General features: G+C 57.7%; 17 protein-coding genes, 1 pseudogene and 1 riboswitch. Of the genes and pseudogenes, 5 read left to right on the top strand and 13 right to left on the bottom strand.

Features of this window, described 5'->3' with window-relative positions; all coding sequences use genetic code 11:
- The first annotated feature begins 149 nt into the window (after window positions 1–149).
- Window positions 150–996, top strand: a pseudogene (locus OMP38_RS09475) (formylglycine-generating enzyme family protein).
- Here the strand turns inward: OMP38_RS09475 and OMP38_RS09480 are convergent.
- The 7 genes from OMP38_RS09480 to OMP38_RS36615 form a co-directional block, all read right to left on the bottom strand.
- The gene (locus tag OMP38_RS09480) at window positions 993–1,685 is read right to left on the bottom strand and encodes an LrgB family protein (RefSeq protein ID WP_277564853.1); all 693 of its coding nucleotides are present in this window, start codon (window positions 1,683–1,685) and stop codon (window positions 993–995) included. The pseudogene OMP38_RS09475 and the gene OMP38_RS09480 sit on opposite strands and share 4 nt — an antisense overlap.
- A complete protein-coding gene (locus OMP38_RS09485) occupies window positions 1,682–1,948 on the bottom strand; it encodes a CidA/LrgA family protein (protein WP_277564854.1) in 267 nt (88 codons plus the stop codon). The genes OMP38_RS09480 and OMP38_RS09485 overlap by 4 nt, the downstream gene beginning before the upstream one ends.
- Window positions 1,923–2,069 (bottom strand): hypothetical protein, encoded by a 147-nt coding sequence (locus OMP38_RS09490; protein ID WP_277564855.1) that lies wholly within the window; start codon window positions 2,067–2,069, stop codon window positions 1,923–1,925. Before OMP38_RS09490 ends, OMP38_RS09485 begins: the two co-directional genes overlap by 26 nt.
- A 27-nt stretch (window positions 2,070–2,096) precedes the next feature.
- Complete coding sequence (locus tag OMP38_RS09495) at window positions 2,097–2,408, bottom strand: hypothetical protein (RefSeq protein WP_277564856.1); 312 nt, start codon at window positions 2,406–2,408, stop codon at window positions 2,097–2,099.
- A 97-nt stretch (window positions 2,409–2,505) separates the two neighbouring features.
- A complete protein-coding gene (locus tag OMP38_RS09500) occupies window positions 2,506–3,180 on the bottom strand; it encodes an NAD(P)H-binding protein (protein WP_277564857.1) in 675 nt (224 codons plus the stop codon).
- Between the two features lie 271 nt (window positions 3,181–3,451).
- Window positions 3,452–3,814: a DUF2935 domain-containing protein gene (locus OMP38_RS09505; protein ID WP_477100071.1), complete on the bottom strand. Its 363-nt coding sequence runs from the start codon at window positions 3,812–3,814 to the stop codon at window positions 3,452–3,454.
- Entirely contained in the window at window positions 3,720–3,968 is a 249-nt protein-coding gene (locus OMP38_RS36615; protein WP_477100069.1) for a hypothetical protein, read from the bottom strand. The genes OMP38_RS09505 and OMP38_RS36615 overlap by 95 nt, the downstream gene beginning before the upstream one ends.
- Between OMP38_RS36615 and OMP38_RS09510 the strand changes: the two genes are divergently transcribed.
- The gene (locus tag OMP38_RS09510) at window positions 3,858–4,163 is read left to right on the top strand and encodes a hypothetical protein (protein ID WP_277564859.1); all 306 of its coding nucleotides are present in this window, start codon (window positions 3,858–3,860) and stop codon (window positions 4,161–4,163) included. The two genes, OMP38_RS36615 and OMP38_RS09510, sit on opposite strands and share 111 nt — an antisense overlap.
- A gap of 93 nt (window positions 4,164–4,256) precedes the next feature.
- Here OMP38_RS09510 and OMP38_RS09515 read toward each other — a convergent pair whose 3' ends face one another.
- From OMP38_RS09515 to OMP38_RS09525, 3 genes are all read right to left on the bottom strand, one after another.
- On the bottom strand, window positions 4,257–5,108 hold the full coding sequence (locus tag OMP38_RS09515) for a hypothetical protein (RefSeq protein WP_277564860.1): 852 nt from the start codon (window positions 5,106–5,108) through the stop codon (window positions 4,257–4,259).
- Window positions 5,109–5,291: 183 nt separating this feature from the next.
- Window positions 5,292–11,630, bottom strand: coding sequence for a glycosyl hydrolase (locus tag OMP38_RS09520; protein ID WP_277564861.1), 6,339 nt, complete (start codon window positions 11,628–11,630; stop codon window positions 5,292–5,294).
- Between the two features lie 98 nt (window positions 11,631–11,728).
- Window positions 11,729–13,285, bottom strand: coding sequence for a glycosyl hydrolase (locus tag OMP38_RS09525; protein WP_277564862.1), 1,557 nt, complete (start codon window positions 13,283–13,285; stop codon window positions 11,729–11,731).
- 859 nt (window positions 13,286–14,144) lie between these two features.
- Between OMP38_RS09525 and OMP38_RS09530 the strand changes: the two genes are divergently transcribed.
- The 3 genes from OMP38_RS09530 (at window position 14,145) to OMP38_RS09540 (ending at window position 17,334) form a co-directional block, all read left to right on the top strand.
- Window positions 14,145–15,554: an ABC transporter substrate-binding protein gene (locus OMP38_RS09530; protein WP_277564863.1), complete on the top strand. Its 1,410-nt coding sequence runs from the start codon at window positions 14,145–14,147 to the stop codon at window positions 15,552–15,554.
- 128 nt (window positions 15,555–15,682) lie between these two features.
- Window positions 15,683–16,549 carry a carbohydrate ABC transporter permease gene (locus tag OMP38_RS09535; protein WP_277564864.1) on the top strand — a complete coding sequence of 289 codons (867 nt, stop codon included), beginning with the start codon at window positions 15,683–15,685 and terminating at the stop codon, window positions 16,547–16,549.
- Window positions 16,546–17,334 (top strand): carbohydrate ABC transporter permease, encoded by a 789-nt coding sequence (locus OMP38_RS09540; RefSeq protein WP_338130449.1) that lies wholly within the window; start codon window positions 16,546–16,548, stop codon window positions 17,332–17,334. Before OMP38_RS09535 ends, OMP38_RS09540 begins: the two co-directional genes overlap by 4 nt.
- A gap of 722 nt (window positions 17,335–18,056) precedes the next feature.
- Here the strand turns inward: OMP38_RS09540 and OMP38_RS36620 are convergent.
- From OMP38_RS36620 to OMP38_RS09555, 3 genes are all read right to left on the bottom strand, one after another.
- Complete coding sequence (locus tag OMP38_RS36620; RefSeq protein ID WP_477100070.1) at window positions 18,057–18,392, bottom strand: hypothetical protein; 336 nt, start codon at window positions 18,390–18,392, stop codon at window positions 18,057–18,059.
- A gap of 58 nt (window positions 18,393–18,450) precedes the next feature.
- Window positions 18,451–18,924: a hypothetical protein gene (locus tag OMP38_RS36625; protein WP_277564865.1), complete on the bottom strand. Its 474-nt coding sequence runs from the start codon at window positions 18,922–18,924 to the stop codon at window positions 18,451–18,453.
- Window positions 18,925–18,982: 58 nt separating this feature from the next.
- A riboswitch (ZMP/ZTP riboswitch) is annotated at window positions 18,983–19,063 on the bottom strand.
- 734 nt (window positions 19,064–19,797) lie between these two features.
- Complete coding sequence (locus OMP38_RS09555; protein WP_277564866.1) at window positions 19,798–20,247, bottom strand: hypothetical protein; 450 nt, start codon at window positions 20,245–20,247, stop codon at window positions 19,798–19,800.
- Window positions 20,248–20,354 lie beyond the last annotated feature (107 nt).

A 20,354-nucleotide genomic window follows, 5' to 3' on the forward strand; every position in this document is an offset into this window, starting at 1 on the left:
GAACCCACTTGGAAGAGCAAGTCAGTCCTTGCTGCGCCGCACGCAGATCGTCCGCGCAAGCGGACATGGCGGGAGCCGTCGTACCGCCACTTGAAGCGATCGCTCCTCCAAGCCTCGGAGCCTGCCCCGGTCCCGAGCTTGAGGCGCAAATGATCCGGATCCCGGGCGGCGAGTTCGTCATGGGTACGGACGCGGCCGACGGATTTCCCGCGGACGGCGAAGGCCCGCCGCGCCCCGTTCGGATCGACGGCTTTTATTTGTCGGCCCATGCGGTAACCAACGCCCAATTCAAAGCGTTCGTTCAAGCGACCGGGTACGTCACCGAGGCGGAGCGATTCGGCTGGTCGTACGTGTTCCACTTGTTCGTCTCCGAAGCCGTCAAGCAAACCGTGAGCAACGTGCCGCAATCGACGCCCTGGTGGTATGTCGTGAACGGGGCCAGCTGGGACAAGCCCGAAGGGCCGGACTCCGGCATCCGGGACCGGATGGACCATCCGGTCGTCCACGTCACCTGGCACGACGCAGCCGCCTACTGCGAATGGGCCGGCGGACGGCTGCCGACCGAGGCCGAGTGGGAGTATGCCGCCAGAGGCGGCCTTGCGCGCAAGACCTATCCTTGGGGGGGATCTGCTGAAGGAGGGCGGCGAGCATCGCTGCAACATCTGGCAGGGCAAGTTTCCGGTGAAAAACAGCAAGAGCGACGGCTACGCGGGCACCGCGCCCGTTGATGCCTACGCCCCCAACGGCTACGGCCTCTACAACATGGCAGGCAACGTGTGGGAATGGTGCGCGGACTGGTTCACGCCCGCCTACCATGCGGTTACCGCCGCTTCTAATCCAAGATTCGACCAGCCGACGGGCAAACGGTCGATGCGCGGCGGTTCTTATTTGTGCCACCGGTCTTACTGCAACCGGTACCGTGTCGCCGCGCGCAGCTCGAACACGCCGGACAGCTCCGGCGGCAACTGCGGGTTCCGCGTCGCGCGGTCGGGCTAGTTAAACCAGCTATACAAAGGAATAAACAGCAGCGACGTAACGATGCCCGCCAACGCCATGGACACGCCGCTGACGCTGCCCTGCAGTTCGGAATCCCGGATCACGCGGCCAGTGCCGATGCCGTGGGAGGAGGTGCCGATGGCGACGCCGATCGGCATATCGCCGGAGATGCCTAGCCGGCGCAGCAGCGCCGGGCCGACCATGCTGCCGAGCAGCCCGGTCAGGACCGTCAGCACGGCGGCGAGCTCGGGAATGCCGCCCGCCTGACGGGCGATCTCCACCGAGATCGCGCTGGAGACGGACTTCGGCATCATGGTCGCCATAAGTTCCCGCGTCCCGCCCATCAGCCAGACGAGCAGCGCCGCGCCGGCGATGCCGCTCACCGATCCCATCGTGACGCCGGATAGGATCGCGGCGAAGTAACGCCGAAGAAACTGCCGCTGCTTATAGAGCGGCACGCCGAGCGCTACGGTCGCCGGCCCCAGGAAAAAGGTGATCAGATCGCCGCCCGTCCGATAGCTGTCATAGGGAATATCAAGGAGCAGCAGCAGCGCGATGATCGCGCTAGAGCAGACGAACAACGGATGGATCGATTTCCACCTGCCCTGCACCTTCAGGGCGATGACGTAGGCGCCGACGGTAACCGTCACGCCGAACAACGGGTGCTCGTAGATCTCTCGCAAGTTCATAAGTTAGCGCTCGCCTTTCCCTGCTCGGATTCGGGCGCCAGCGGCGCCTTGCGGCCGATCCGGGCGGCGACGCCTCCCGCGACCAGCATAACGATCAGCGTGCTGCCCACGAGACTGACGGCGATCGCGAGCCCGTTCTCCCGCAGCACCGGCAGAAAGGCGAGCGTACCGACGATATAGGGCACGAAGAAAAGCATCATATGCCGCGTCAGCAGCTCGGCGGAGCGCTCTACCCACTCAAGCTTGACGATTCGCAGGAACAAGGCAGCCGTAAAAAAGGATCAGGCCGATGACATTGCCCGGAATCGGCAGATGCAATGCGCGCTCCGCGACGATTCCCAACAAATTAAAACCAAGCAAAATAGCGAAGCCTGTCATGCCCACGCTTCCTCCCATTCCTACGCAGGCCCGTTAACGCACGCGCACCAGCCCTTTAAAGGTATAAGCCAACACCGGCCTGCCGTTCAGCGCAATCGCTTCATCCTCGCAAGCTTCTTCAAAGGAAAGCCAGTCATCCTCGGTAAAAAGCTGCGCAGAAGGCCCATTTCCTACATGAATGCAAATCAAATACGACTGTCCGTTGACGGAACGGCAGTCGAGCACATAGTGCGCCGATGTCTCGCGCCCCTCCCGGACATAGGCGGTAACGCCCGCTTCATTCACCGTCTCATCGTCGGCCGATGCGATGCCCCCCGCTTCCGGAGACACGAGCGACGCATTCAAGATCGCCGCTATTCCTTCCCCGGCGAAGCTTTCCGCATCCGCAAACGAATTGATCTTTCTCATGGGAACCCTTCATCTCCATCGCTTGATTTGAATTTCATCGTTCATGATGCCATTTCTCCGCTTCGTCCTGCGCGGCGTCCCAGATCGCCTGATCTTCCAGCGCAACCATGCCGTTCTCATTCCGTTTTGCGGAATTCGCCATCGCGCGGGCCAGCACTTCCGTCGGAAGCGGCTTTTGACTGCGGAGCATGCCGAGCTTATTCAGATACCGGATTGCTTGCGTGCCGACCGCCTCCATCGCCCGATCGCTGTTCTTCCGAATCAATATGGGCGGATTGAAGATCGTCAGCTTCTCGAACGCCAACGCCTTTACGGCCTCCTCCAACTGTCCTTTCATCCTTGAATAGAAAAATCGGGCATGCGGCGAGGCAAAGCCGGCGGATACCAGAATGTAGTTATTGACCCCGTTATCGCGGGCGATTCGAGCAAATCGATACTGGTAATCGTAATCGATTTTCCACTGCGCTTCTTGGCTTCCTGCCGCTTTGATCGTCGTGCCCAGGCACGAAAACAAAACGTCGCCCTTCACCAGATGTCTCCACCGCTCCGGCGCGTCGAAGTCGATCACGTGCACGTTCAGCTTTTCATGCCGGAGATCCGGCGCGCGCCTGACGAAGATATCGACCCGCTTGAAGGAATCGTCCTTAAGCAGAATCTCCAGCAGGTCGGCGCCCGTGGCGCCCGTAGCGCCGATGGTCAATGCGTGCATTTTGGGGCTCCTCAATCGGTAAAGTGTTGGGCCGGTTTTAACGCGCCCTCGTACATCAAGGTCGCTAAGCGAGAAGTTGCCGCTTCCCCAAGTATAGACGATATCAAAGTCGATTAGCGTTTCATCCGAACGAATCTTCTAAAACTTTAAAAAACCGCCCGGTGATCCGGGCGGTTTTTCGGCGCTTCTTATGACAACAACCGTTTCGCATAAGCCTTTGCATGGCAAGTCGGTTCGGATCTGCATGTTCATACGGCAATCTCTAGCTTGCCTATGTTTCGACTCTAGGCTTATCCGCCTGACAGTCCGGTTTCGGAACCAATCCCAGCTGCGCAAGCTTCGTCAAGTAATAGCATTCTTCCCGCATCATATGGTCCGGCATCAACGGATTGATCCGGTCCAGCATCTCGGCGGTGAATTGCATCTCTTCGATCTCGTTCAGGAAGGCCACAAACAGCTTCATCTCCAGATCGACCTCTGCGTGAAGCCTGCGAAAGGCGGGAAAATCCTTCAGGCTGGTCCGCATGTAGCCAGCCATTTCAATGCTTTTCATATACAACTGTTGAAAGTGTTTTTCGAATTGGCCGCTCCGCTTGATCCACCGCTTTTCTAAAGCATCCAGATCGCTCGCGATTGCCGCCGCATGTTCGGGGCGCTTCGGACAGCCATAGAAAATCGTGATGCAAGGCATTAAATTCGGGCACGGGCTTCCCGGCGACCAAGGCGGTCAATATGCGCAGGTACTCTTCCAGCTCGTTGACCATATGGTTAATAAAAGTAGGCGTCAAATCGATCTTGATTTTGCCGAGTATGGCCCTGCTCAGAAGCAGAATTTACAGCCAAAACCGATGCTCGTACATAACGGACTGAGCCATTCGCGTTTCTCCTTTATGATGGATATTCGCCTCTCGAAGGTATGTCGCGAGCTGTATAAATATGACGAGTTGAAATTAGAGCGCGGCCCACTTTCCTATGCGTTTTAACGGTATCCCCTTCCGTCAGGATTGCCCTTTTAGGGACACTGTTCCGACTTTCGGGTTTCTGAGACGCGACCGGCCGGCATTCTCCCGTTGACGTCATGTCCGCGACCAATACGGAGGCTGCGCACCGGTTCTTCTCTTGGCTTCCATGCTTCCTCTACTGACTTCGTAGACCATCTGATATTGACCAATCTCCTCACCTTTACGCCAACGTTCCGTGAACACCACGTTATAAGTCGCCTTCCGAGACGTCTTCTCTACTTTTGTTTCCCGCTCCACGTTATAACCGCCGATTTGCAGCTTTATAACTTGACCCTCTTCCTTGGGGAAACGGTCGATAAGGGTGCCGTTGCCGGAAGTGGCGAATTGCACAGCAGCATTTGCCGTAAACAACGGTTCCTGCGGCGATATCGCGCAGAGCGTGCCTACGATGAGGATTAGCGGGAAAATAGGCGCTGCAAAAGAGAGCAATCGCATCAATAACTTAATTCTAAGGATGTAACGAACGATGCTTACATCAAAAATGAAGAAAAGGAAAGCCGCGACTCCACCAATCATGATAAATTGCATAGATCGAATCGCGAAGCCCAAACAAAGCCCAAACAAGACATGAAGCAAACCAGATACAAATACCGCGGTCGAGCCTTTGCGTTTAAACTTAACTGCCGCTAACTCGACCAGCGAAGAAACCAGAATGCCATAGATAAAGATGACGGGCGCCGCAAACATAGCAATCACGATGAAGAAAAGGATATAACTCCCCGCTGCGTTCCCAGTGGATCTATCAAAAATGATATTAGGCAAGGACAACCATAGGGAAATGGCCCAAGATGTATAATAAGCGGCGATTAGCTTGCGAAAAAACATTTGTCCTACGTCTGGCTGAAGCAAGATATCCCCCCCCTTTCGTTTTGAAGTAAGTAAGAAGAAATTCAGCTCTTTAAACATCCCTTCTCCAACTTCTTCGATTGTATCGGGAAGTTCGCGCGGGAAGCAGTACTAAGTTTTTTAGGTCCCACTAGAACGATGCCGGCGGCGAAATCCATAGGAAATGGCGGGGTGTCTAATTCCGTTTTCGTGAGACAACAAAAAAACACCAAGCCCATTTCTGAACTTGGTGTCCATGCGCTGTTACTTCTGCAGCAGATTGTACACCGACTGCGCCGCTTCGGCGCGGGTCGTCACGCCCTGCGGCGCGAACTGGCTTGCGCCGCGGCCGGACAGCAGGCCGAGCGACGAGGCTTCGGCCACGTACGGCTCCGCCCAGGCGGCAATGCGATCCGCGTCGGCGAAGGTCGCGCCCGCGCCGGTCGCTGCCGCGGTGCCGTTCAGGTAGCGGTATGCCTTCACGATCATCGTCGCCATCTCCTGGCGGGTGATCGCGCCGCTTGGGTCGAACGTGCCGTCTCCGCGGCCCGTCACGATGCCGGCTACCGCCGCCAGCGCGATCGGCTTCGCGTACCAAACGCTTGCCGATACGTCGGCGAAGGACTGCGTCCCTTCGTCCGTCAGCTTCAGCACGCTTGCCAGCAGCTGGGTGAACTCGGCACGCGTGACCGTGCGGCTAGGTTCGAACGTCGTCTCGCTCGTGCCGCCGACGATTTGCTTGACCGCCAGCTCCTTGATGACATCGCTCGCCCAGTGCGAAGCCGGCACGTCGGCGAAGCTCTTGTTCACCTCAAGCACCGCGTACTTGCTAGAGTGCTGAATTTGCGCGACATAGGTACCATCGACATATTGGCTGTCGACATACTGGCGCTGTCCGTTGCCAGCCAGATAGAAGATGCCGCCGAGCTTCGGATTTGCGATACCAGACGCTTTGAGCGTCAGCTTGATCGGCGCGTCAAATCTCGTCACGGCCGTGCTCGCATTGCCGACGACAACGGTCAACGTGAACTCGATGACGTCGCCTGCCTGCTTTATGGCGGTCGCGTCGGTGGAAGCACCAACCGCCTGCGCAGCCGCAGCCGCATCGACAGGCTTGAACGACACTTCTACCTGCGCATCGCCTAGGCGATCCGCCGGAATCGCTCCCGCCAGTTGCTTCAGCACGACTGCCGGCAGCGTGAGCGACAGGTCGCCCGCTTTCAGCTCCAGGCTCCTGCTTTCCGCCTTGCCGAGCAAGCTCGCCGGTATCTGCGCCGTCCTCGTACCGGCCAGCAGCGTCACGGATGCTCCTGCGTCGCCAACTGTCAGCATCGCGTCCGTCACCTTCAGCTTGCCTTCGGCATCCGGCTGGTTCGAATCCGTAACCGGAGTCGTCACCGGCGGGACGTACGGCGGCGGCACATTGATCGGGACGATGGTGAAGCTGACCGCCAAGGTTGCCGTGTGGCCTTCCGCATCCGTCGCCGTGATCGTCAGCGGGAACGTACCGCTGCTCGTCGGCGTACCGGATACCCGCAGCGTCGCGGAATCGAACGCGAGTCCCGTCGGCAATCCGCCGATACTCCACGCATATGGCCCGAAGCCGCCCTTCGCCGTTAGGGTCAGCACTTGATCGTATGCGGCGCCTTCAACGCCCGATACGATTGCGGTGCCGGAAGCCGGCGAGGTGATCTTCAGCTCCTCCGCCCCCGGATCGACCGGATCCGACGGCACAACGTTCAGAGAAGCCGTCATTTCCCGAGAAATATTGGCGGAATCCGTCACGCGGATCAAGACATTATACGGGCTGTCGACATTCGTGCCCGAAGAAGGAACGCCGCTAATTTTCTGCGAAGCCGCATCCAACGCAAGCCCTCCCGGCAGCCCCGTCACCGTCCAGGCATAAGGCACGGTGCCGCCATATGCCGACAGCTGCACGCTATACGCCGCGCCGACTTTAGCCGCCGGGATTGCATCTTTGCTCGCCGGCTGCCCGATGCCAAGCGCCTGGCCGACAGCAAGCGTGTTCGTTACCGATGCCGTCACGTCTTTCGAATCCGTCGCCGATATCGTGACCGTATACGGACTTGCGGCTACTGCCCTCTCCGCAACGGAACCTGTTATTTTCCCGGTCGCAGGGTCGAAGCGCAATCCCTCCGGCAGTCCGGATACCGACCACGTATAAGGAGCGGATCCGCCCGAAACTTCAAGCGCAAGCGTCAAGTCATAGGGGACGTCCGGCCGTGCTGCCGGCAGATTCGCGCCGTCAACCGGCTTCCCGATCGCGAGCGGGTCGGTTGGCACGTTACCTGGACCGTAGACGTTCAGCTCGTTGATCGACCATCTCCAGAAGCCGTCGTACCCCGTCTGCGTCACCCTGATATACCGCGCATCTTGCGCGGGCCAGCTCAACCTGAGCAGCTGCGCGCTGCCTGCTCCGGCGGCGGCGGTCGTCCAGCGCTCGCCATCGACTGACAACTCGACCCGGTACCCTCTCGCGTAATCAAATGTAGCATTCGCGCCCGCGTCTAGCCAGAGGCCGTTCGTGCGGTTCGTTTTGCCCGTATCGAGCAAGTACCACTCCCCGCCGACCTGGCCGGCATCGGTGGACCACTGCCGACCGGCATCGCCGTCGAAGGCGAATTCGGGCGCCGCGCCGAAGGCTGTCGACGAAGCGGTCGCGCTCCACCCCGCGCGGTCGAGCCGCACGTCCGCGGGACCCGGAGGCGGGACGCTTGAAGGATCCTTGAACGCTGCCCCAGTCGCGGTCAGTCGATCCGAGAGATCGTACAGCGACGTGTAGGCGCAGCCTTGATCGTGCGCACAGTTGTCCCCGAACCAGGCATAGCGCTCGACGAAAAGCAGCGACTCCAGCATCGGCAGCAGTTGCGCGACGAACGACGACGCGAGCGCCTGGGTCGGCGTCCGATACGTCGTGCCGAACGGAATGGCGCCAATCTCGGTGATCCAGATCGGTTTGCCGTACTTGTCGTGAAGGGTCGTAAGCGTGTTTTTCAGCTTGGCGACCGCTTCCGGATCGGTGAAGTCCGGATAAAAGTGCAGCGCGATGAAGTCGACCGGATACCCTTTGGCCGCCGTCTGCGTCATGAAGTCGTCCAACCAACTTTTGCCCGCCGCGTACGCATCGTCGTACGTATAAGCGACGGCCGGACTGCCGAGCCGCAGCCCCGTGTCCATCAATCGCGGCCACAGCTTGATCGCATCCGCCACGCTCGTGTTGGACTGCTCCGCCAGTTCGGGCTCGTTGTAGCCAAGGAGGCTGTCGAACCTGCCTGACGTCTTGCCTTCCTTGAGCTTCGCGATCGTATCGTCCGTCGCCGCGCCCGGTCCCCATACCATCGGGACATAATTCATGTTCGTCAGGCTGCCCGTATAGCCGACCGACCAGTTGTACGTCCAGCCCGCGCCGACATCTGACAGCTTGGCGGGGGCGGTCGACAAATACTTGATCGAAGCGACGCCTTTCTTGACGGCCATCGGCTGCGGCAGCGGATCGCCGGCGATGACCGTGACTTGCGCCTGCGCCGTGTAGCCGCCGTCGGTCGCCGTCGCAGTGATGGTCGTGCTGCCTGCCTTAAGCGCCGTCACCCGTCCCGCTTCGTCGACCGCCGCGACGGACGGATCGCTGGATTGCCAGCTTACCTTCTTGACGCTGGCTTCCGCCGGATTTACGGTTGCCGTCAGCGCTGCAGAATGCCGCTCCTTCAGCGCCAGCGTCGCCGGCGCAACCTCTACGCTCGTCGCGGCTGTCGCCGCCCCGCTGACATAAACGTTAATTTCGTTAATTGACCACCAGTTGGATGTAGCCGTCCCTGTCTGAACGACGCGGATGTAGCGGGCAGTCTGCCGCCCCCATTTCGCATCGATTGTCTCCGAGCCGGTCCCTGAAGCCACATCGGTCCAGTCCGTGCCGTTGTCCGAGACCTGGATGCGATATCCGCGTCCATAATCGCCGCCCGACTCGATTTTCACGCGATCGAAGGCGCGAGTCGCCCCCATATCGATCTGAAACCACTGATCCCCCGACGGCAGCTGCGCTTCCCGGTTCGCCCAGCGCGTACCGGCGTTGCCGTCGATCGCGCCGGCCGCCGCCGTATCCCCGCCGGCATCCTTGTACGCCGATCCGATCCAGCCCTCTCGATTCAGCGCCGTCCAGAGGACGCTGCCGTCTCCGCCCGCGTACTCGGCGACGGTCTGACGGACACCCGGCTGCGTAGCCGCAGTACCCGTATGGTTAACGACGTGAGAAATCTCGCCGTTGCCCGCCAACAGTACGGACGTCGCATGATGGATTTTCACGCCCTGCACGTCCGGCACCTCGATCGCGCTGTCCAGCTTCACGACGGCATCCCTGAAGTAGGAGTAGACGCCGAGCCCCCACGCTTCGTGGTCCGTGACGCCGTCCGCCACCTTATAGGAAGCGTAGCCGTTCACCCTACCGTCGCCGCTCATCCACGACGCCTGATCGGGCACCTCGTATGGAATTTCCGATTGGTAAAAATAGAGCCGTCCGCGTTCGCCGTTCCAGAGCGTCTGGTAGGCGTTGTGGTGCTCGTTGAACAAACCGTAAACGGTAACGTCTTCGCCGTTCACGACAAGCCCGTTCATCGAATCGTTCGTCCGCCATCCCCCGGCGCTCGCGCCGTGATCCGCGCGCCAGATCCAGAAGTGATCGCCGATGACGTCGTCGCTGTTAATGACCAGATTCACGTCCGTCTTGCCGGCATGCGCGCCGCCGACGCGGAAGAACAGGTCGTGCAAAGAGATCGGATTTGCCGCGTGGTCGCGGCTAGCGCCTTCGGGCCCGACCTGGAGCAGCTCCGGAGAACCGGCGGCGCCCGCGTCGAACAGCAGGCCGGAGACGATGATGCCATCTTCGTCCGCGACGGTCATCGCGGCTTTACCGTCGGCCGGGATCAAGGTCGCGAAGCCGAGCCCCATGACGATCGTGTTCGGACGCTCGACGCGAATCGTATCGGACAGATGGTAGATGCCCGGCGTAAACAGCACGTTCATACCTACGCTGAGCGCGGCATTGATGCTGGTCGCGTCGGAGCCGTCCGGGCTCGCGATATAGAAGCGATCGATCGGAACCGAGGTGCCCGGCGTCGAACCGTTTTGCCAGCTCACCCCTTGGCTGTCCTTGGATACCGACGGAACGAACACCCGATAAGCGCCATCGTCGTCGATGTAAAGATAAGGCTTCTCCCGCATCGCCGGCGTCTTGTTGACGACCGTATACGGGTCCGCCGGGAATGTGCCTGCCGGCGGCTTCTCGTCTCCGACGAACACCATGTTCCAGACGCCGTTGGACCAGCTGCCATATGCGTTGTTGCGCGAAAACCACTGCTGCTGTGACGCCGGCACGATCATGCCCTCAATTTTGGAGTCTGCCAGAAAGCCCCCGCTCGCAAGTCCCGCGTTCCACCACGGGTCGAAGTCGAACAGCTCGAGCTGGCCCTTGACATGCACGCGGCGCATCGGCGCGGCCTGCGCGACCGCCCACTGCGCAGACGAGCCGGCAGGCGGCGTGACGCTGAAGTTCTCGGCGGACCGCCAGAAGTTGACCAAGGCGTTGCCGTCGTTCCAGTCGGCGTTCGCGTTCACCGCACCGCGGATATCGACGTCGTCGGGATCCTGTCCGAGTCCGGATACCTGCGTGTAGAAGCCAACCTTGACGTTGACGCCTTCATAGACGCCCGGCTTGAAGAGCATGGCATGCCGCCCGCTGCCGAATTCGCTTCGCTCCTGCTCGGCGAAGATCGCGTCGGCTGCCGCGTTGATCGCGGCCGCGCCCATGGATGGATCGAAGACATGCACGTACGGCCCGAACGGACTGTCGCCCGGCATGCCCGACACCGCGCCCGACAAGCCGGATTCGGCGCCTCCGACGATGGCGGATATTTTGTAAAAATAGGTATGGCCCGGCTCGATCTCTTTATCCGAGTAAGTTGTAGCCGTTACGTCGCCGGTTCCGATCCGCTCGAACGTATCGGTCGGACCGCCCGCGCGATACACGCGGTAGGCGCTCGCGCCGGCTGCTGCCGACCAGTTCAGCTCGCAGGACTGCTCCGCGCATCGGACTGCGAGACCGGATTCGCCCGGATAAGCCTTCTCGCTGTCGTACAGTCGCACCTCCGCGACCGTCCACGGCGAAGCGTTGCTCCCGGTCTGCCAGACGTTGACCAGCCTGGCCGTCGTCCGTGGCACCTTGATTACGGTCACGCCCGATTGGCCCGGCACTGTCGCCAGCGATGCCGACCAGTTGGCATCGGACTGAATCGTGTACTCCCTGCCATAGTTCGGAAAATCGCCGGTATCGATCGCGATCGAATCGAACGCGGTCTGCCGCTGCATGTCGATTTGCAGAACGAGTCCCCATGGCGATTGGTTTTTGGCGCTCGTCCATGCCGTCGTTGAATCGCCGTCGAACAAGGCCGCCGAGATGGCGTTCAGATCGGGCGCGCCGTCGTCCAGCGTGGTCGTAATCTTCCAGCCTGCGGGATCAAGCGCGCCCGAAGGCAGTGCTGATGGCGCGGCTGCCGCTTGTTTCCCCGGCGCGACGAGAGCTAGTGATAGCATCAGGATTAGCGCCAGGAGGGCGCTTAAGCATGCGCCGCCCTGTTTTTTCCAATTCGGTTTACGATTCATTGGGACTCTCCCTTTTTCCGTCATTCTATCTAGCTATAAGCGTGGAACTCGTGAACGGACCAGTAATTCGCCGGGGCGGTGCCCGTTTGTACGATCTTGACATATCTGGCGGTCACCGGCGCGAAGTCGATCGTAATCGTCGCTCCCGTCCCCGTGCCGCTGGCGATGGCGCTGCCCCAGCTCGTGCCGTTGCTCGAGACGAACACCTGGTAGCCGCGCGCATAGTCGCCGCTGCCGTTTGCGTCCATGACGATTCGGCTGAAGGTGCGTGAGCCCGTCATGTCGACGACAAAGGATTGGCCCGAAGCCTGCGCCTGCCCCGTGGTCCAGCGGGTCGCCGGATTGTTGTCAAACATGTTGGAAGTCGGTTCTATGCCCGCCGGGCTGGCGGTGGCCGTCCAGCCGAACCGGAAAAGCGGCGTCTTGGGCAGCGCCTTGTAGGTCGTGCCGATCGCGGTCAGATTGTTGCTCGCGTCGTATAGCGTCGTGTAGGCGCAGCCGGCGTCGTTCGAGCAATTGTCGTCGAACCATGCGTAGCGCTCCACGAACGGCAGGCTTTCCAGCATCGCTACGGCCTCGGTCATGAACTTCTGGGCGCCCGCCGTCGTCGGGGCAGCGGACAATTGGCCGGCGTCGATCGCGCCGAGCTCGGTGATCCAGATCGGCTTGTGATACAGGTTATAGAGGTTCGTGAGCGAAATGCGCAGATTTTCTGCCGCGTTCGGATGCATGAAGTCCGGATAGTAGTGCACCGCGATAAAATCGACATGGTAGCCGTTGGCCGCCGTCTGGCTCATGAAATTCTCAAGCCAGGTCTGCCCGTACGCGTACGTCTCTGCGGACATGGCGACTGCAGGACTGCCGAGGCGGAGACCCGTGTTCATCAACGTAGGCCAGAGCGCCACGGCGGACTCGACCGACATGTTCGCCTGCTCGTACAGATCCGGCTCGTTGAAGGCGAGCAGCGCCTTGAACTTGCCTGCGGCCTTGCCCTGGGCGATCGTGGTCAGCGTGGACGACGTGACCGCGCCCGGCCCCCAGATCTGCGGCACGTACTCGATCGATGTACCATTGGTGCCGGGGTAGTCGATCGACCAGTTGTACGTCCAGCCGACGCCGAGGTTGGTCAGCTTCGCGAAGTCGGCCTGCGTTTGGCCGCTCGCCAGGTACTTGGACGAGCCGACGCCCTTCTTGACCGTCGCGCCGGCCGGGACGGGCGTCGTAACGGCAGCGGCCGGCGGGCTGAACGCCGAAACGTTGCCCGCGGCATCCTTCGCCCGAATCGCGTAGCTGTAAGAAGTGGATGCCGTCAACGATGCGTTGCTGTACGAGGTCGACGTCGTGCTCGCGATCTTCGTGCCGTAGCGGTACACGTCGTAACCGGCGACGCCAACGTTATCCGACGACGCGGACCAGGTGAGGTTGATCTGCGAGCCGGACATAGCGGTTGCCGTCAGGCTGGCTGGCGCCGTCGGCGCCTGCGTATCCGCGGCAAGCGCGCCTGATGGCCAAGCGTTCCAAGCCAGCAATGCGACGAGCAGCGCCCATAAGGAAGCCGAAAGGCATGGTTTCGAACCGATTTTCACGAGACTATTCCTCCTCAGTGATCGTTCTTTGCCTGCAAGCTTAACTGTATGCGCTTCCATTCGGTGCGACAATCGCCTCATTTTTTGGCTACACCTGCGGTTTTTTTAGGTGCGTATGGTGGTGAGTGTTGGGGCCACTACAGGGAAGCAAAAAGAACGGCAGCGGGGTTCCGGCTGTAGGCGTAGAATGTGCGGCTATTGAGCGGGAAACGTGCCTAAGCCCTGCTGCAAGCGAGATTTGTGCGTTGCACCGGAGGCGCGCGGCTGTTGGCGTGGAATGTGCGGCTATTGAGCGGAAAACGTGCCTAGGACCTGCTGCAAGCGAGATTTGTGCGGTTGCACCGGAGGCGCGCAAACTGTAGGCGTGGAACGTGCGGCTATTGAGCGGGAAACGCGCCTAGGACCTGCTACAAACGAGATTTGTACGGTTGCAGCTGAGGCGCGCGGCTGTATGCGTGGAATGCGCGGCTATTGAGCGGGAAACGTGCCTAAGCCCTGCTGCAAGCGAGATTTGTGCGGTTATGCGATTGTGCGAATCTGCTAGGTTGGCTGCAAGCGAATCTCATTCATATCAAACCGCAAAATTTGCTCCTACGCCGTCCTCTCGCCACATCCCGCAGACTCCAACCGTAAAATCCCCTGTTTTCCGCGGCCAGGCAAACGTCAAAGCCTAAACAAATTCCGCCTCCCCAAAAAAATCAGACGGTCGGCCAAAAAATGGGACGCTTACCGGCCGGCGTGCAACCCCTTACACTGTGAAGCACGGGGCGACACGGTCCCGACGACGCAAAGAGCCACGGGGGCTTCCCCGACCGGCGAGCTGCCGGCGGGCGAAGAAAATAAAGGAGGATCCTTTCACATGCACATGTCTCAAAAGAAATCGCTCGCGGTACTGTCCGGCACGCTGCTGACCGCCGCAATGCTGTCCGCTTGCGGCAGCAACAACAATAACGGCGCCGCCTCGGCGAGCCCATCCACGACTGAACCGTCCGCTTCCGCCTCTGCATCCGCTTCAGCACCGGCCTCGTCCGCGGCGGCCAGCCCTTCGGCGAGCGCGGAGAGCGAACGCTACGAAAAGCCGGTGACGCTCAAGCTGCTCATCGACAACCAGACGTCGACCGAGGGCATTAAAGCGATCACCGACGAGATCGAGAAGCGTTACAACATCAAGACCGAATTCGACCTGCGCCCCGGCGGCGGCGAAGGCGACAACCTCGTCAAGACGAAGCTCGCGACCGGCGAGATGGACGATCTGAACTTTTACAACGCGGGCTCGCTCTTCAAGTCCCTCCAACCGGAAAAATACTTCCTCGACCTCACGGATGAGCCGTTCATGGACAACGTGGTCGACTCGTTCAAGCCGACAGTCAGCGTGAACGGCCGCATCTACGCCGGTCCGAGCGGCTCCTCCCAAGCGGGCGCGTGGCTGTACAACCAGAAGGTGTATGCCGAGCTGGGATTGTCCGTACCGAAAACCTGGGACGAGCTCAAGGCGAATAACGAGAAGATCAAAGCCGCGGGCAAAACGGCCGTCATCGGCTCCTACAAAGACAGCTGGACGTCGCAGCTCATCCTGCTGGCCGACCAGTTCAACGTGCAGGCGACCGCGCCGACCTTCGCCGACGACTTCACGGCGGGCACGGCCAAGTTCGCCACGACGCCGGCCGCGCTGCGCAGCTTCGAGAAGCTGGCCGAGATGAAGCCTTACTTGAACAAGGACTATCTGTCCACCACCTACGACCAGGCGCTCAAGATGCTCGTCGACGGCACGGGCGTCCAGTATCCGATGCTGACGTTCGCGCTCTCCAACATTTTCGCCACGTATCCCGACAAGATCGACGATATCGGCGTATTTGCCCAGCCCGGCGACAGCGCGGACAGCAACGGCCTGACGGTGTGGATGCCAGCCGCCATCTCGATCTACAAGGACGGCAAAAACGTGGAAGCCGCCAAAAAGTGGCTCGCGTTCTTCGACACGCCGGAGGCGATGGCGCTCATGGCCGCCAAGGCGAAGCCGGAAGGCCCGTACGTTATTAAAGGCGCCGCGCTCCCCGAGGACGCCTACGGCGGCGTTAAGGATATGCTACCTTACTTCGACAGCAACAATAACGCGCCTGCGCTCGAGTTCCTGTCGCCGCTCAAGGGCCCGAACCTGCCGCAGATTACGGTCGAAGCCGGCTCCGGCATGAAGTCGCCCGAAGACAGCGCGAAGGCGTACGACAAGGACGTCGAGAAGCAAGCCAAGCAGCTCGGACTGGCAGGCTGGTAAGTAAGGCGGAAGCAGCCGCTTAATCAGCCCTTAAGCAGCACAAAGCAGCCCTTTAGCAAGCACCCCATCGATCGGCCCTGCGATATCGCCGCAGGGCCGATTTATGAATCCGATAGGAGCGAGAGAGAATGACCAAAGCATCCAGGCGATTTTATTCCTACGCATTCCTGCTGCCCGCCGGCATCGTCTACTTCATCTTTTTCCTGCTGCCGACGCTCATGTCTTTTTTCTTCAGCATGACGCGCTGGGACCTGGTCGATTGGGAATTCATCGGCTTCGACAATTACGCGACCTTCTTCTCCGAATCGTCGCTCAATATCGGCTTCCGCAACACGCTCATTTACGCCGTCGTCACCTGCGCGCTCAAGGTCGTCTTCGGCCTGCTGCTCGGCGTGGCGCTCACTTCGTCGCTGCGTGTCAAGAGCTATCTGCGATCGGTCGTCTTTTTCCCTACCCTGCTCTCGACGATTGCCGTCGGCATCGCCTTCAGCAGCATGATGCATCCGACGCAGGGGCTAATCAACCGCAGCCTGTCGGCGGTCGGCATCGCGGGTCCCGACTGGCTGGGCGACACCGGTATTGCCTTGCTGTCCGTTGCGCTGGTGGACGTGTGGAAAGGCGTCGGCATGGCGACGGTCATCTTTATCGCGGGCATCATGTCGATCCCCGAGGAGTATTACGAGGCGCTGCAGATCGACGGCGGAACTTCCTTTTCCAAATTCCGCTATATCACGATTCCGCTGACCGCGCCCGCGATGAACTCCGTCATCATCCTCGCCTTCATCGGCGGACTGCGCTCGTTCGACCTCGTCTGGGCGATGACCAAGGGCGGCCCCGGCTTCAGCACCGACCTGATCGCCTCCATCATCTACAAGCAATATCAAGGCGGCTTCTACGGCCTCGCGACCGCGGGCAACGTCATCCTGTTCATCGGCGTGTCGCTGCTGGCGTTTCCGCTGTTTAAATTTCTCAACAAGAGAGAGGTGGACCTATGAGCCGCTCCGCCCGTCGCATCGCGCTCGAAGCGCTGGCCGTCCTGCTGTCCGTCGTCGTCTTCTGGGTCCCCTTCTACTTCGTCATCATCAACTCGTTTAAAAATCGCACCGAGTCCTCCTTGCTCGATATCCGCTGGCCTAGCGCGTTCGAGATTTACGACAACTACAAGACCGTGCTCACCGCCCAGGACGGCATGGTGTCGCGGGCTTTCCTGAACAGCGCCGCGATCACGCTGCTGTCGATCGCCGTGCTCGTCGTCGTCTGCGCCATGGCCGGCTACGTCATGCAGCGCAGGACGGACCGCTGGTCGGGCACGATCAGCTTCTTGGTGCTGGCTGGCCTCATGATCCCGCCCGCCATTGTGCCGACGATCTGGGTGCTCGACTCCATCCATCTGTTCAAAACGATGAGCGGCATCGTGCTGATCGAGGTCGCGCTCGGCATCTCGTTCGCGACGATCCTGTACAAGGGCTTTATGGCCACCATCCCGCGCGAAATCGACGAAGCCGCGATCGTGGACGGCTGCGGCAGCCTGCGGCTGTTTTTCCGCATGATCTTCCCGCTCCTCGCGCCGGTTACCTCCACTGTGGTCGTCCTGTCCGCCGTCGGCATCTACAACGACTTCGTGAACCCGCTCTACTTCTTCCCCGGCGCGCGCAACGCGACGATCCAACTCACGCTCTACAACTTCACGAGCCTGTACAACACGTCGTGGAACCTGCTCTTCGCCGACATCATCCTCATCTCCATCCCGCCGCTCGTCCTGTTTATTTTTTTTCAATAAAAAAGATCGTCGCGGGCATGACGGCAGGTGCGGTTAAGGGTTGAAAAGGAACTCGGTTGGGGGCGAACAAGCGAGGAAGGCTGCGAGACTTGGGACGGACTCAGAATCCGCTATTTTTCCGAAATCGTCCGTTTTTCTTTCTCTACGGACTGAGCGTTCGCTATTTATCGTTCCCGGCACGTTGCGGCCCCTCTTTTTTCGCGAATAACGACTCCTCGGTCCGGCAAGTCCGCCTCATGCACGTAAACCTCGAAAATAGCGTCCGCCTGGTCCGCTCGCTGCTTTCGTAACGCCGAAGTTTGAATTGCTTGCAATGAGGATTTTGTTGTCAGTGTTATCTCATGCGAGCGCATACGAATAAAAATAAAGCAGCGACAGTTGTGGACGTGAAAATGAGTCCTAGACTGTCGCTGTTTTATATTTAATGATGGAACAGTCTAACGCCCGAATACGCCATAACCATCCCGTATTCATTCGCAGCTTTTACGATTTCCGCGTCATTTGATGAACTCCCCGTTTGAACAACATATTTAACTCCGCTCCGGCTGGCGCGATCAAGATTGTCTCTAAACGGTAAGAGAGCATCGGATGCATACGAAACTTGTTTCAGTCGTTGTAACCACGTTGTTTTTTCTTCGGACGAAAGGCGCGCAGGCGCCTCGTCAAAATATACAGTCCATTGCTTCTCTTCTTGAGGGGAAGGGTCATCGGATAACCATAAGTCAATGGCATTGTTTCTTTCTGCTCGGCTTACCTCTTTTTTTAAACTTTATCCTATGAGCACTTGGATGTTGTCTTAAAAACCAATTGTCTGCCTTGCTTCCCGCGATCCTCGTACAATGAATACGGGATTGTTGCCCCGCACCAATCCCGATTGCCTGTCCGTCTAAGGCAAAGCAAACTGAATTCGATTGCGTATATTTCAGCGTAATCATCGCGAGCAGCAAATCCCTTTTAGCGGAATCGGGAATGGCCTGTTCGTTTGTGACAATGTTTGATAATAATTGGTCAGTAATTACGAATTCATTCCGCTCTTGTTGCAAGTTCAACCCAAACAAGGTTCTCTGTTCGAGAATTGCAGGTTTGTAATCAGGGTCAATTTCAACGATTAAGTATTTACCTTTCTTTTTTTTTCTTGAGTATTTCTAACGCCGTATCATCATATCCAGGTGCGACAATCATGTCGGAAACTTCTCTCTTCAACATATTGGCAACGGTAACATCCACCGTATCGCTAAACGCGGCACAATCGCCATATGATGACATTCGGTCAGCTCCTCTTGCGCGTGCGTACGCAATGGCTAGCGGAGATAACTCTAAGTCATCAACGAAGTATGACGTTGCCAACTTGGGACTTAGCGGATGATATACAGCGGCACCCGCAGGGCTTACGTGTTTAAAAGACGTAGCGGATGGTAGGCCAAGGCTCCTTTTCAACTCCATGACTAGCTGAAAAGAATTCAGAGCGTCTAAGATATTAATGTAACTGGCTTCCCCGTTAAGGATTTTGACGGGCGATTTTTGATCCGAGCAAAGTTTTGCACTTCCTTGATGAGGATTCATTCCATAACGCAACGTAATTTCGTTCATACAGGCAACATCCTTTCGATGGATAAATAAAAAAAAGCATTTGATGATAATCCATCAAATACTTTGCCCAGGCGTACGACGTTATGAAATATGTGCTCCCTCGTGGTTCTCCACGTTTACGCCAGTCACACATACCAAAGATTGCATAAATTATTTTACATGAAAATTTGGAAAATAAACAACATCTTTTAACTGAGGATAACTGCCGTTAGCGTGGCAAAGGCAGCCCGATCGTTTATGGTTGCGGCTTCCTTCGTGTTCTTTTTAAATTGTAGTTCCCGGATAGCTTAATGAAGCTTAAGTTAATTCAGTCCATCTGTAATACTTTTTTTTCAGATTCGCTGAAAACTGCAACGTATTTCTTGTTCTGATACCCCTTAATTTTATAAAAGATTTTCCCAGGAGGCGGAGCACATTCTGAGACATTGCAAGTTATAGGTACATCTCCAATTTTTCACCTATTTGCTCTGTGGGTACTTCTACGTCAGTAATGCCGTAGGTTTTGTCTTTTATCGTAACAGTATAAACATAACGTGTACTATCATTGGAGGTTTGATAATTTGAACTTCCTATAATTATGAACAAAGCTAACATGACCATTAGCAATGCTTTATTCAATGAAGTGGATCCTCCAAGTTTTTAGTAGATTAACTCTTAAGGGAAAGCTATATTTAGACGTTCAATTTCCATTTCGTTGCGTTCGTGGCAGCCTCATTAGATGATTTAACCTCCACTAACTCCCTAAACGCAATAACTCTAATTCTCGAAGAACTTCCTTTACATCACAGTCGGGATTTAGAATATGGATCATCTCTTCCGTAATGGGGGGAATCATCGTAAATTTTTGCAACAGCTTCTAAGGAAGGCGATAATTCAAAATAACCGCTCGCAAATTCTGCAAAATCCTCTGGCGTATGGAATATACAGCCCACTAAAAAAATCAGAACCATCGCTTTCGCCATTTGGAATCTCAACTTTTCCCTTGTGCCAGTTAGTGTCGCTGTTTTTACGCCAAATACAAAAAGTCACATCGTCTTTTTCAATCGCTTCGTCTTCAAGCAAAGACAATAAGTCCTTTGGAGCGTCATCATAAATCCCTTGCCATACTTGATGTTCATCTTGCGCATAGGGGCTTAATCCAGATTCATGATCGAAGCCTTTTAGGACGGTACCTTCAGGGGAAAACATAATAAGGAGATGATCGCCTGCTCCATTATCTATCTTCGCCATGCAAACACCCTCAGCCCAATCTTGAACAAAACTATGGTAACGAAGCCATTCATCTCGAGAAAGAATAATATTTAGCGTTGCTTGGATTTTCATTAGCTTTTTTTAAGCTTGCTGGATCTGGTAAATGCGCTAACACATTTACTTCCATAATTCTCACCCTTTCTTATTTCATTAACATTCCCTTTGGTTCCAACTATAAG

The organism is Cohnella ginsengisoli (genome assembly GCF_029525555.1).
In the GTDB taxonomy this organism is placed as follows: Bacteria; Bacillota; Bacilli; order Paenibacillales; family Paenibacillaceae; genus Cohnella; species Cohnella ginsengisoli.

Excerpts from the sequence above, each read along its gene's own strand:
- OMP38_RS09480 (WP_277564853.1), bottom strand. The coding sequence starts at position 1,685 with ATGAACTTGCGAGAGATCTACGAGCACCCGTTGTTCGGCGTGACGGTT.
- OMP38_RS09500 (WP_277564857.1), bottom strand. The coding sequence starts at position 3,180 with ATGCACGCATTGACCATCGGCGCTACGGGCGCCACGGGCGCCGACCTG.
- OMP38_RS09515 (WP_277564860.1), bottom strand. The coding sequence starts at position 5,108 with ATGTTTAAAGAGCTGAATTTCTTCTTACTTACTTCAAAACGAAAGGGG.
- OMP38_RS09520 (WP_277564861.1), bottom strand. The coding sequence starts at position 11,630 with ATGCTATCACTAGCTCTCGTCGCGCCGGGGAAACAAGCGGCAGCCGCG.
- OMP38_RS09530 (WP_277564863.1), top strand. The coding sequence starts at position 14,145 with ATGCACATGTCTCAAAAGAAATCGCTCGCGGTACTGTCCGGCACGCTG.
- OMP38_RS09535 (WP_277564864.1), top strand. The coding sequence starts at position 15,683 with ATGACCAAAGCATCCAGGCGATTTTATTCCTACGCATTCCTGCTGCCC.
- OMP38_RS09540 (WP_338130449.1), top strand. The coding sequence starts at position 16,546 with ATGAGCCGCTCCGCCCGTCGCATCGCGCTCGAAGCGCTGGCCGTCCTG.
- OMP38_RS36625 (WP_277564865.1), bottom strand. The coding sequence starts at position 18,924 with ATGAACGAAATTACGTTGCGTTATGGAATGAATCCTCATCAAGGAAGT.
- OMP38_RS09555 (WP_277564866.1), bottom strand. The coding sequence starts at position 20,247 with ATGAAAATCCAAGCAACGCTAAATATTATTCTTTCTCGAGATGAATGG.